Genomic DNA, 12,297 nt, shown 5'->3' on the forward strand with positions numbered 1-12,297 from the left:
CTGCTCCTACCTCCGTACGTCTGGATCGTGCTGCCGGCGATCAGCGGGACACGCGGATCGGCATGATGAGGTACCGGTACCCCGGGATGACCTCGCCATCCTCGCCGGCGGGGGAAATCACCGCGGGCTTGAAGGCGTCGACGAACGCCAGCTGGGCGTGCTGGGCGCCCAGGTTGGTCAGGCCGTCGATCAGGTACTGCGGGTTGAAGCCGATGGTCAGCGCATCGCCGGTGAAGGTCGCCTCCATGGCCTCGCTGGCCCGGGCCTCCTCGGTGCCGCCGGCCTCGACCACCAGGCCGTCGGAGCTGAAGCTGAGCAGCACCGGGGTGGTCCGCTCGGCGACCAGCGCCACGCGCTTGACCACCTCGATGAGCGTGGCGACCGGGACCCGGGCCTCGGCGTTGTGGCTGGCCGGGAAGAGCGAGCGCACCGGCGGGTAGTTGGCCCCGTCGAGCAGCCGGCTGGTGGTCCGGCGGGTGCCGCCGGAGAAGCCGATCATGCCCTCGCCGGCGGCGCCCTGGGAGAGCGCCATGGTGACGTGGCCGCCGAGCGGGCCGAGGGCCTTGGCGGTGTCGTGCAGCGTCCGGGCGGGCACCAGCGCGTTGAGGCTGATCTCCGGGTCGTCCGGGTTCCACTTCATCTCGCGCAGGGCGAGGCGGTAGCGGTCGGTGGCGAGCATCGCCAGCGTGCTGCCGGAGAGCTCGATCCGGACGCCGGTCATCATCGGCAGCGTCTCGTCCCGGCCGGCGGCCACGGCCACCTGGGCCACGGCTGCGGCGAAGGCGGCCGCGTCGACGGTGCCGGCGCTCTCCGGCATCTCCGGCAGGGACGGGTAGTCCTCGACCGGCATGGTCGGCAGGGTGAACCGGGCGCTGCCGCAGACCAGCTCCAGGTGCGCGCCGACGGCGGCGATGTCCACCGGCTTGGCCGGGAGCGCCTTGGTGATCTCGGCGAGCAACCGACCGGAGACCAGGGCGGCCCCGTCGGCATCACCCTGCACCTCGACGGTGACCTGGCTGGAGACCTCGTAGTCGAAGCCGGAGACCTGGAGGTTGCCGTCGGTTACCCGGAGCATCACCCCAGCCAGCACCGGCACGGAAGGTCGGTTGGGCAGGCTCTTGGCGGTCCACGCGACCGCCTCGGCGAGCGCGTCGCGCTCCACTCGGAACTTCATCAATGCCTCCGCGTCGACGTCAGCGACAACTCTCTCATGCCGACCGCTGCCACCCGTCCCGCCCGACCGTGCGGGTACCCATCGCACCTTAGGGCGCGTGGGCATCGGCTGTGCGCCCGACCCCGTGGATCCAGGTGCCCGGGCGACTGCCGGCGGCAGTGCTCCGGCCCGATCCACAGGAAGTCCAACGGTGATGATTGGTTTTTGTTGTTTTAGAAGAGATAACTCATCGTCTTCATCGCACCTGTGCAAACTGTGGAGAACCGGCGTCCGCCCAGGTCAGACAGGTTATCCACCGGTGGTTTCGCTGTGGAGAACCGGGGGTGCAACCCGTGTCTGAGTCCACAGCCGTCGCCAGCCGCCGGGTTTTCCACGGCTGTCCACCGGTTGTCCACCGCTAATCCACCGGGTTTCTCCCCAGTGTTGTGGACAGCGCCGACGGCGTCGACCGTCGTCATCCCCAGAACCTTCAACAGGTCGCCCACAGGCCGACCGTCGTCGGTGGACAACCCGACCGTCGTCCCCAGGCGTCCACAGCCTCGTCCCCAGGGGTTGTCCACAGTCTGTGGGTAACCGGGCCGGAACCGAGCGTGGTTATCCACCGCCTGTGTCACAGGGGATGTGGACAACCGGGCCGAGGTGTGGATGAACACGACTCCGATCCTGGGCCCTGCACCGGGTCGAGGGTCAAGCCCCGGCTCTCCAGCGGCACGAAAAAGCCCGGCCGGTGGGCCCGGCCGGGCGTCGCGTCGGCGTACCGGATCAGGTGGTCTGCTTGATCCGGTTGGTCAGCTCGGCGATCTGGTTGTAGAGCGAGCGCCGCTCCGCCATCTGCTGGCGGATCTTCCGGTCGGCGTGCATCACGGTGGTGTGGTCCCGGCCGCCGAACGCTTGCCCGATCCGGGGCAGCGACAACTCGGTCAGCTCCCGGCACAGGTACATGGCGACCTGGCGTGCGTTGACGAGCACCCGCGAACGGGACTGGCCGCGCAGGTCCTCCAGGCTCACCCCGAAGTAGTCCGCGGTGGAGGCCATGATCTGGTCGGCGTTGATCTCCGGTCCGGCACCGTCCGGCATGAAGTCCCGCAGCACCTCCTCGGCCAGCGACAGCTCGACCGACGAGCGGGTGAGGCTGGCGAACGCGGTGACCCGGATCAGCGCCCCCTCCAGCTCCCGGATCGAGTTCGACACCCGGGAGGCGATGAACTCCAGCACGTCCGGCGGGGCGTACATCCGCTCCTGTGCGGCCTTCTTCTGCAGGATCGCGATCCGGGTCTCGAGGTCCGGCGGCTGGATGTCGGCCAGCAGCCCCCACTCGAACCGGGTCCGCATCCGGTCCTCGAGGGTGGCGAGCTGGCGCGGCGACCGGTCGGAGGTGATCACGATCTGCTTGTTGGCGTTGTGCAGGGTGTTGAAGGTGTGGAAGAACTCCTCCTGCGTCCGCTCCCGGTTCTCCAGGAACTGGATGTCGTCGATCAGCAGGATGTCGACGTCGCGGTAGCGGCGCTGGAACGCGCTGGTCTTGTCGTCCCGGAGCGAGTTGATGAAGTCGTTGGTGAACTCCTCGGTCGAGACGTACCGGACCGAGCGGGCGTTGCCCAGCGTCGTGGCGTAGTGCCCGATGGCGTGCAGCAGGTGGGTCTTGCCCAACCCGGAGTGGCCGTAGATGAAGAGCGGGTTGTACGCCTTCGCCGGTGACTCGGCCACCGCGACGCTCGCCGCGTGGGCGAAGCGGTTGGACGAGCCGATGACGAACGTCTCGAACATGTACTTCGGGTTGAGCCGGTTGCCGCTGCCCTCCGCGCCGCCGGGCATCCGCCGGTCGGCCTGACCGCCGCGGCGGTCAGGGCCGCCGCGGCCGGGGCCGCTGTCCGTGGCGCCGTCCCGGGGCAGGCCGCGCAGCGGCGGCGGGGCGTCGGCCGGGCCGGGCGCCTCCCGGTAGCGGGGCTCGTAGCCGGCGTCGGGAGCGGGCGGTTCGATCCGGGACCGCTCGTCGAAGCCACGGTGCTCAGGGGTGGTGGTGCGCAGCGGCTCGGCGAAGGCGGCGCTGAACAGCGTGTCCTGCCCGTCCCTGCTGGCCGGGATGAGCTGCGGCCGGGCGCCGTCGGCGGTGCGCTGCCGGGGGGCCGGCTCCTCGGCGGGCGGCTCCGGACGCGGATCGGCGTACGCCGGGGCCTCCGGCCGGGCCGGGGGGAAGCCCAGCTCGGGGTAGCCGGGCGCGGCGTCGGCCGGGCCGGGTTGGTCGAAGCCGGTGAGCAGGTCCGGCGGGCCCGCGGGCTCGGCGGCGGGCTCGGGGTTGCTGCGGTAGACGGTGCCCGCCGGGCGGCCGCCCGGGTCCTCCGTGACGCGCACCGTGACGGCCACCTGGATGGGCCGGCCGAGCCGGCGGCTCAACGCCTCGGTGATGGCCGGGCGGAGGCGGGACTCGATCACGTCCCGGGTGAACGCGTCGGGCACGGAGAGCAGTGCGGTGTCCTCGACGATCGCCCGCAGCCGGGTCAGCCGGAGGTACGCCCGCTGCTGCGCGGAGATGATCTCGTCGGCGAGTTCGTCGGTCGTCGCCGTCCACACCGCGGCAAGGTCGATCGCTCCGGTCACCGTCGTGCCACCCCCTCGCCTCTCCTCACGCCCGCCCGGACGGCTGACCGGTCGTCATCCACAGGTTATCCACAGCCTGTGTGTACCGACCGATTGTGGCCGCCCACCGGACGCGGGTCGGACCTGCCCCCTGGTTCCCGGAGGCGCTGAAGCGGGTTCACCGTGCCGAACGATTCACTACCTTGTCCGGTCTTGCCGGTCAGCGACAACCGACACTCCAGCTCGGCGCGTCTGACGCCGCGCGGCGACCTGGAGCCGTCGTCCCGGACCCCCGACGCTGACCGCAATCGGGCACGCTAACAGCGCGGACCCCGCGCCATCAACCGTCGACACCGGGGCAGCCTTGTCAACATCAGTGAAAACCGCCCCTTCGGTCGCGCTCCGGGCGCTGGTCACGGCCGGGGTGTGAGGTTTGACGGTCATTGCCGCCCTGCGTAGCCTGGAACGGCTGCTCTCTCGCCCTCTGCTAGGGTGATGAGTGCTTGCTGTCCGCGGTCAGCTCCCCGCCTCGCCGGGGCCCCGCACCACCGGGCAGCACCGATCGGAGGCCACCGCCGAGGTGGCCTGGACCACCACACGACCCCGGGCGATCCCCCGCGCGGGGCGTACGACAACGGAGAGCCTGACGTGAGCAAGCGCACCTACCAGCCGAACAACCGCCGGCGCGCGAAGACCCACGGCTTCCGGCTGCGCATGCGCACCCGTGCCGGCCGCGCCATCATCTCGACCCGTCGCTCCAAGGGCCGCACCCGCCTGTCGGCCTGAGGCCGACCGGTCCGGTCCGGGGACGTGGGCAGTCGTGCTGGCCGCCGCGCAACGACTGCGGCGCAGCAGTGACTTCGCCGCAGCGGTTCGGGGTGGCCGACGCGTCGGCCGTGGCGCCGTCGTGGTGCACCTGACCCTCCCCGAGCAGACCGGATCCACCGCGACAACCTCGCCGGAGCCGGCGCGGAGCAGCGGTGCGGAGACCTCCGCACCCCGCCGCGCCGGCTTCGTCGTGTCCAAGGCCGTGGGTAACGCCGTGGTCCGGAACACGGTCCGCCGCAGGCTCCGTCACCTGGTCCGCGAGCGGCTGACCGACCTGCCCGCCGGCAGCACCCTGGTGGTACGCGCCCTGCCGCCGGCCGCCCAGGCGTCGTACGCCCGGCTCGGGGCCGACCTGGACGCCGCCCTCGCCGCCGCGCGCTCCCCCCGGGGCCGGCGGTCGCGGTGACCGAGCACACTGCCGCGCCGCGGCCCTCTGCCGGTGCCCGCATGCTGCTGGCGCCCATCATCGCGTACCGTCGGTGGATAAGTCCGGCACTGCCGGCCCGCTGCCGGTTCTACCCGTCGTGCAGTGCCTACGCCGTCGAGGCGGTGTCCCGGCACGGTGCGCTGCGGGGAGCCTGGCTGACGGTCCGGCGGCTGTCGCGCTGCCACCCCTTCCACCCCGGTGGACACGACCCGGTGCCGGAGCCGGGCGACCGCCGCCATGCCGACGTGACTGGAGCCTGAGTGTTTAGTCTCGACTGGATCTACTACGCGATCTCGTGGATCCTGCTGACCTGGCACTCGGCCTGGGACGCCATCGGGGTCTCGGTCGGGGCCGTGATCGGCACGAACTGGGCCTGGATCCTGTCCATCATCTTCCTGGTGGTCACGGTCCGGGTGATCCTGTTCCCGGTCTTCGTCAAGCAGATCAAGTCGCAGCGGGCCATGCAGGCGCTCCAGCCCAAGGTCAAGGAGCTCCAGGAGAAGCACAAGGGTGACCGGGAGACGCTCCAGAAGGAGATGATGGAGCTCTACCGGAAGGAAAAGGCCAACCCGCTGATGGGCTGCCTTCCGATGTTCCTCCAGATCCCGGTCTTCCTCGGCCTGTTCCACACGCTCAAGCGGCTCAACCCCGACAACCAGGGCAAGACCCTGTACGGCTGGACCGTCGAGCAGTTCAACAGCGCCTCCAGCGCGAAGCTCTTCACCGCCCCGATCTCCGGCCGGTTCGGCTCCACCGCCGACGAACTGGCGAACCTGGGCGCGAACAGCACCACGGTCAAGATCGTCGCCGGCATCCTGGTGCTCATCATGATCGCCACCACCTACCTGACCAGCCGGCAGATGATCCTCAAGACCGGCTGGGCCGAGGACCCGCAGCAGCGGATGGTCCAGCGGCTGATGCTCTATGGCATCCCGGTCTCGCTGCTCATCTCGGGCTCGATCTTCCCGATCGGTGTGATCATCTACTGGGTCACCAACAACCTCTTCACCCTGGGCCAGCAGCAGTGGGTGCTGCGGAAGTTCCCGCCGCTGGTGCCGCCGAAGACCAGCACCGCCGGCAAGACCACCGCCGGCAAGGCCGCCGCCCAGCCGGCCGGGATCGCCGGCCTCCTCGGCCGCAAGACCGCCCAGCCGGCCGTCAAGGCCCCGGCCGCCGCCCCCAAGGTGGCCGGCCCGAAGCCCGGCGCCAAGCCGGTCAACCCGAAGAAGAGCGGCGGCCGGCCCGCCAAGCGACAGGGCTGAGCCCCGCCGGGCCGCCGCCGGACACCGGTGGCGGCCCGTTCCGGTCCCCGAGCTGCCACCCGAGGAGTCGGCGCCGGGCCGGAACCGCCGCGCGGAGCGCGGTCACGGGCGAAACTGGCCCGTACAGACGTGCCCGAGGGCACCGGCGAACCTCCCGCCGGCCCCGGGAGACCAGCGGACCCGACGGTCCGGCCGAGCGAGTACGGAGATGAGACCGTGACCGACACCAGCATCCCCAGCGCGGACCAGTCCCTGGACGAGGAGACCGCGCCGGCCGCCACCACGGAGGAGGCCGAGGACACCCAGGCCGAGGCCCGGGAGAAGAAGGCCCCCGCCGACAGCGACCTGTTCCGGCAGAGCGAGATCGCCGCCGACTACGTCGAGGGGCTGCTCGACATCCTCGACTACGACGGCGACATCGACGAGCTGGTCTCCGGCGGCCGCCCGGTCGTCGAGGTGGTCGGTGCCCGCCTGCAGAACCTGGTCGGCCAGCGCGGCGCCACCCTGGAGGCGCTCCAGGAGCTGGCCCGGCTGGCGGTGTTCCGGCAGACCGGTTCGCCGAGCCGCCTGCTGCTCGACGTCGGCGGCTACCGCGCCGCCCGGCGCAAGGAGCTGGCCGCCGTCGCCAAGAACGCGGTGGAGAAGGTCAAGGAGCACGGCGAGCCGGTGCGCCTGGAGCCGATGTCCGCGTTCGAGCGTAAGTGCGTGCACGACGTGGTCAACGCGATGAGCGGCGTGGAGAGCGAGTCCGAGGGCGTCGAGCCGAACCGCCGGATCGTCGTCCGGCCGGTGACGGACTGACGTAGGTGGCTTCCGACGAGACAACGGCGGGTGCCGTGGCCGGCCCGGGCGGTACCCCGCCCGGGCCGTCGCCTGTCCACGCCGACCCGGCCGTCGACCCGGTCTTCTCCGAGGGCGACGCCCCGGCCCACCCTTCGACCCCGGTCACGCCGGCGACCCCGGTCGACCCGGCCTTCTCGGGTGATCCGGTTCCGGCGACCGCGCCGCCCGTCGTCGAGGCCGACCCCGCCGCCGGAATGGCGCTGACCTTCTCCAGTGAACCGGACGGGCGGCCCGAGCCGTCGACGCCGGCGGAGGCACCGGCCGCGCCGACCCAGGGAGGGACGGTCGCCCCGGTGTTCGCCGAGCCGGCCCCCGCCGGTCGCGACGTGGACGCCCGGTCCGCCGGTGGTGGAAGCGACGCCCAGCCGGCCGACCCCGGCTCCTCCCTTGTGGACAGTGCGGACGGGCATCAGCCGTCCCCGGCGGGGGCGACGTTGCCGCCCGAGTTGGCGGACGCCGCCCGTACCCTCTTCGGCGACCGGCTCGACCTGGCCGCCGCGTACGCCGAACTGCTGGCCACGGACGGCGTGGTGCGCGGCCTCATCGGCCCCCGCGAGACGCCGCGGCTCTGGGACCGTCACCTGCTCAACTGCGCGGCGATGGCCGAGCGGATCCCGGAGGGCGCCAGCGTGATCGACGTCGGCTCCGGGGCGGGCCTGCCCGGCCTGGTGCTGGCGATCGCGCGCCCCGACCTCACCGTGACCCTGGTCGAGCCGCTCGCCCGGCGCACCGCCTTCCTGATCGAGGCGGTGCAACAACTCGGGCTGACCAAGTGGGTGCGGGTGTTCCGCGGGCGCGCCGAGGAGGCCGCCACCGGCTCCCGGGACCGGGAGCCGCTGACCGCCGACATCGTCACCGCGCGCGCGGTGGCCCCGCTGGACCGGCTCGCCGCCTGGTGCCTGCCGCTGGCGACGCCCGGCGGCCGGCTGATGGCACTCAAGGGCGCCTCCGCCGCCGAGGAGATCGCCGAGCACGCCGCGGCGGTGGCCCGGCTCGGTGGCGGCGGGCCGGAGCTGCACCGGTGCGGGACCGGCGTTATCGACCCGCCCGCGACGGTGATCGAGGTGGTCCGCGAGCGGATGATCGGCCCGGTCAGGAAGAAGGCGCCGAAGCGCTCGCGGGGCGGCCGCCGCCGCGGCGCGCAGGGCCGGGATCGCTGACGCGGCAAGGCTTGCCGGACGCCCACCCGGTCGTTGGACCGGGTGGGCGTGAGCTGATCGATCAGAACCCGACGTGGACCCGCTGCGCCCGTCGGCCGTAGGCTGGCCGCGCGCCGATAGTGTGGAGCGGCGGTGCCGGGCGGCACCCGAACCCGACCGTTCCCACCGGGCCGGTGACGCCGCGCGCGAGCGCGGGGGCCTGAAAGACGGGTGCGGACCGACCATCCGGAGCGGGCAGGGATGACAGGTGCATGACGACGGCAGGTACGACGATTCACGGGTGACCGGGCCAGGCGGGGGACCCTCCGCCACCGGCCCCGTTTCACGTGAAACCAACTCCCCGGGCTGGTCGCCGAACGGCGAGCCCCACGACCCGTCCACGCGGCCCCCGGACTGTGAACCGGTGGTGCGGCGGGACGCCCCGGCCGGCGCCGTGCGGCCGACCTCGTCCGTACCCGCGAACGTCCCGCCAGCGCGGGACCCGCACGATCCGAACGGCGGCCCGGCGAACGCGCCCGCCTCCCGTCCGGCCCCGGTGCGCGGCAACGCCACGGCCCCCGCGCGCTATGAGCCGCAGCCGCCGGTCGTGACCGTTCCGCAGCAGCCCACCCCGGAATCCGCGCCGGACATGACCAAGGCCACGACGGCCCCTTCCGACACGCCACCGGCTGCCGGCTACGGTGCCGAACCCCCGACGAGCACGTACGTTTCACGTGAAACCCCGACGCGCGAAGAGGATGATCCACCGTTGGCTATGGAGGCTATGCGCGCCGTGCAGATCCTGAATCCCAGTGGTGAGGTCACCATGCCCCGCCCCGAACGGACCCGGGTGATGTGCGTCGCCAACCAGAAGGGCGGCGTCGGCAAGACCACCACCACGGTGAACCTGGCGGTGGCGCTCGCCCTGCACGGCAACCGGGTGCTGGTGGTCGACCTCGACCCGCAGGGCAACGCCTCCACCGGGCTCAACGTGCCGCACCACACCGGCGTGCCCGACGTGTACGACTGCCTCATCGACAGCGTGCCGCTGGAGGAGGTGGCCCAGGCCGTCGAGGGCATCCCGAATCTGTGGTGCGTGCCGGCCACCATCGACCTGGCGGGCGCCGAGATCGAGCTGGTCTCGGTCGTCGCCCGGGAGTCCCGGCTGAGCCGGGCCATCGCCGCGTACCCCGGGCACTTCGACTACGTCTTCATCGACTGCCCGCCCTCCCTCGGCCTGCTGACCGTCAACGCGCTGGTCGCCGCGCAGGAGGTGCTGATCCCGATCCAGTGCGAGTACTACGCGCTGGAGGGCCTCAACCAGCTGATTAACAACATCAACCTGGTCCGGCAGCACCTCAACCCGAAGCTCGAGGTCTCCACGATCCTGCTCACCATGTACGACCGGCGTACCCGGCTGGCCGACGCCGTGGAGCAGGACGTCCGGAACCACTTCGGGGACAAGGTGCTCCAGGCCGTGATCCCCCGGAACGTACGGGTCTCCGAGGCGCCCAGCTACGGGCAGTCGGTGATGACCTACGATCCCGGTTCGCGGGGGGCCACGAGCTACTTCGAGGCCGCCCAGGAGATCGCCGAGCGAGGCGCCAAGGAGCCGGTGAGCCGGAATGCGTAGTGCGGAAAAGTCGCTGGGAGGCGTCGCATGAAGAACCGTCCTCGCGGCGGTCTGGGCCGGGGGCTCGGTGCCCTCATCCCCACCGGGCCCGTGTCGGGTAGTGCCCCGGCGACCGCCGAACCCGAGAACGGTACGGCGGCGGCCGTCCCGGCCACTCCGGTCGGCGGTGCGGCGGCGGCCGTGACCGGAGCCCTCGGCGTCGACGACGTGGCCGCCCCGGCCGCTCCTGTCGCCGAGCCGGAGCCGCAACTGAGCCCGGTCCCCGGTGCCCGCTTCGCCGAGATCCCGGTCGACAGCATCGTGCCGAACCCCAAGCAGCCCCGGCACGTCTTCGACGAGGAGGCGCTCGAGGAGCTGAAGATCTCGATCCAGGAGGTGGGCTTCCTCCAGCCGATCGTCGTCCGCCAGCTCGACAGCGAGAAGTACGAACTCGTCATGGGTGAGCGGCGCTGGCGCGCGGCCCAGGCGGTCGGTCGGGAGAACATCCCCGCCATCGTCCGGGACACCAAGGACGACGCGATGCTCCGGGACGCGCTGCTGGAGAACATCCACCGGGCCAACCTCAACCCGCTGGAAGAGGCCGCCGCGTACCAGCAACTGCTGGAGGAGTTCGGCGCGACCCACGAGGAACTGGCCCGCCGGATCGGCCGGAGCCGGCCGCAGATCTCCAACACCATCCGGCTGATGAACCTGCCGGCCCAGGTGCAACGTCGGGTCGCCGCCGGGGTGCTCTCCGCCGGCCACGCCCGCGCCCTGCTCAGCCTCGACGACTCCGAGGCGCAGGAGCAGCTCGCCAAGCGCATCGTCGCCGAGGGCATCTCCGTACGCGCCACCGAGGAACTGGTGGCCCTGGCGCTCGCCGACGGCCCGGCCAAGGCCCCGGCCGCGAAGCGCCGGCCGAAGCCGCACGCGCCCGCGCTCACGGACCTCGCCGACCGACTCTCCGATCGCTTCGACACCCGGGTCAAGGTCGACATCGGCCGGAGCAAGGGCAAGATCACGATCGAGTTCGCGACCGTCGACGACCTGGAGCGGATCGTCGGGATCATCGGCGTGGGGCAGGAGGAGCAGCCCGGGGAGTGAGTAGGCCCGTCGTTCTCGGCCGCGTGGTCCCTGCGGGGACGACGCGGCCGAGCCGTTTCCGGGGCTGCCGGTCGCGGTGTTCGGAGCTGTCAGTTCTGATCAGTGGTGCGGGGGTGTAATGCCTCGCTCCGGGCGTGCTGGTCGCCCCCTGACGTCCGTTAGCGGGGTGGACCCCTGCGGCCCGCTCTGCTCCGCTGCGCGGCTTCTGCCGGGTCGCGGAAGGGCATCTGTGCGCCGGCCTGGAAGGGCCTCAGGGCGGGCCGGGCGTCTCCGGGCGTCTCGGGGTGCGGTGTTAGCCATGGGTGCCTGTGCTCAGTCCTGGCACCTCCTGAGGGGCGGCTGTGTCGGCAGCGACCTACGACGCGATCATTGCGGGGGCGGCTACCCATCGCCTCGTGGTTCTTGCCGGGTCCGCCGTCGCCCTGGCGCAGCGTCGTCGTCGCCGGGTCGCCCGATCGCCGTCGCCCTTGCCTCCGCGCCGCTGTTGCGCCGTGTGCCGTGCGGCTGCGCCGCCGTGTGGCTGTGCCTTGGTGCGGCCGCCGTGGGGCCGTGGCTCTCTGCCGCCGTGTGGCCTCACCGCCGTCCGCCGTCGTCGCCGCCGTATCACCGGCTTCCCAGGCCCGCTTCAGCGAGCGGGTGACCACGCTGGTCCGCACCTATGCCGGTCTCGCCGGGCTCGGGCTCGCCACCAGACTCTCGGGCTGGCGCGGTGGTAGTCCGGGGATGTGATCGACCGCTAGGCGACGATCCCGGCCGACCTGGTGGACTTCCGGACCGGCCCGCCGCCCGCCGTCGTCGCCGCCCCGTCGTCGCCGCCCCGCCGTCGGCGTCGTCGCTCCGCCGTCGGCGTCGTCGCTCCGCTGTCGTCGTCGCCCCGCCGTCGGCGTTGTCGCCGCGGTCGTGCGCCCGCCCTCGCCGTCGTCGCCTGCCCTCTCCGTCGCCGTCGTGCTTGCCCTCGCCGTCGTCGCCCGCCGCCGCCGTGATCGCCGTCGTCGCCCCCCGCCGCCGCCTTCGCCGTCGCCGGCCACCGCGCTGGTCATCGACGGGATGCCCGGTGGCTGTCGTCGTCGCTGTCGCTGTGGCCGTCATCGTCGCCGTGCCAAGGTGCCGGCCGATGCGTTTCACGTGAAACAACGGCGTAGCGGCGGCCTCGTTTCCGGCGAGCGTCTCGCGCCGTCGGCCCCCGCCGGTCCGGAGGCCCGGACGCCGTGGCCCCGTGCCTCGGCGTGCTGCCCGGCGCCGCACCGCTCACTCGGGCCGCCTCTTGTGGCCGCCCGTCGCCAGTCGGGGTTCCCATGTCTGTCTGCCGCTATCGCGGTTCGGTCCGCGCA

The 12,297-nt window shown here is 72.4% G+C and carries 10 protein-coding genes; 8 read left to right on the forward strand and 2 right to left on the reverse strand.

The annotated features are described in order from the left end of the window. Window positions 1-40: 40 nt before the first annotated feature. Complete coding sequence (dnaN, locus tag ACFYPD_RS11915) at window positions 41-1,174, reverse strand: DNA polymerase III subunit beta (protein WP_387111782.1); 1,134 nt, start codon at window positions 1,172-1,174, stop codon at window positions 41-43. Window positions 1,175-1,936: 762 nt separating this feature from the next. After that, window positions 1,937-3,772: a chromosomal replication initiator protein DnaA gene (dnaA, locus tag ACFYPD_RS11920; RefSeq protein WP_387111784.1), complete on the reverse strand. Its 1,836-nt coding sequence runs from the start codon at window positions 3,770-3,772 to the stop codon at window positions 1,937-1,939. Window positions 3,773-4,399: 627 nt separating this feature from the next. Here dnaA and rpmH point away from each other — a divergent pair. From rpmH to ACFYPD_RS11960, 8 genes are all read left to right on the forward strand, one after another. Then, entirely contained in the window at window positions 4,400-4,537 is a 138-nt protein-coding gene (gene rpmH / locus ACFYPD_RS11925) for a 50S ribosomal protein L34 (RefSeq protein ID WP_117668129.1), read from the forward strand. 34 nt (window positions 4,538-4,571) lie between these two features. After that, complete coding sequence (gene rnpA, locus ACFYPD_RS11930; RefSeq protein ID WP_387111787.1) at window positions 4,572-4,985, forward strand: ribonuclease P protein component; 414 nt, start codon at window positions 4,572-4,574, stop codon at window positions 4,983-4,985. Window positions 4,986-5,026: 41 nt separating this feature from the next. Beyond that, window positions 5,027-5,266: a membrane protein insertion efficiency factor YidD gene (yidD, locus tag ACFYPD_RS11935; RefSeq protein WP_387111790.1), complete on the forward strand. Its 240-nt coding sequence runs from the start codon at window positions 5,027-5,029 to the stop codon at window positions 5,264-5,266. Further along, a complete protein-coding gene (gene yidC, locus ACFYPD_RS11940; protein ID WP_387111793.1) occupies window positions 5,267-6,268 on the forward strand; it encodes a membrane protein insertase YidC in 1,002 nt (333 codons plus the stop codon). A gap of 216 nt (window positions 6,269-6,484) precedes the next feature. After that, window positions 6,485-7,069: a protein jag gene (locus ACFYPD_RS11945; RefSeq protein ID WP_387111796.1), complete on the forward strand. Its 585-nt coding sequence runs from the start codon at window positions 6,485-6,487 to the stop codon at window positions 7,067-7,069. A 431-nt stretch (window positions 7,070-7,500) separates the two neighbouring features. Next, on the forward strand, window positions 7,501-8,271 hold the full coding sequence (gene rsmG, locus ACFYPD_RS11950) for a 16S rRNA (guanine(527)-N(7))-methyltransferase RsmG (RefSeq protein WP_387112379.1): 771 nt from the start codon (window positions 7,501-7,503) through the stop codon (window positions 8,269-8,271). A 247-nt stretch (window positions 8,272-8,518) separates the two neighbouring features. Continuing rightward, the gene (locus tag ACFYPD_RS11955; protein WP_387111799.1) at window positions 8,519-9,883 is read left to right on the forward strand and encodes an AAA family ATPase; all 1,365 of its coding nucleotides are present in this window, start codon (window positions 8,519-8,521) and stop codon (window positions 9,881-9,883) included. Between the two features lie 27 nt (window positions 9,884-9,910). Next, window positions 9,911-10,966, forward strand: coding sequence for a ParB/RepB/Spo0J family partition protein (locus ACFYPD_RS11960; RefSeq protein ID WP_387111801.1), 1,056 nt, complete (start codon window positions 9,911-9,913; stop codon window positions 10,964-10,966). Window positions 10,967-12,297 lie beyond the last annotated feature (1,331 nt).

The organism is Micromonospora sp. NPDC005299, from assembly GCF_042872345.1.
In the GTDB taxonomy this organism is placed as follows: Bacteria; Actinomycetota; Actinomycetes; order Mycobacteriales; family Micromonosporaceae; genus Micromonospora.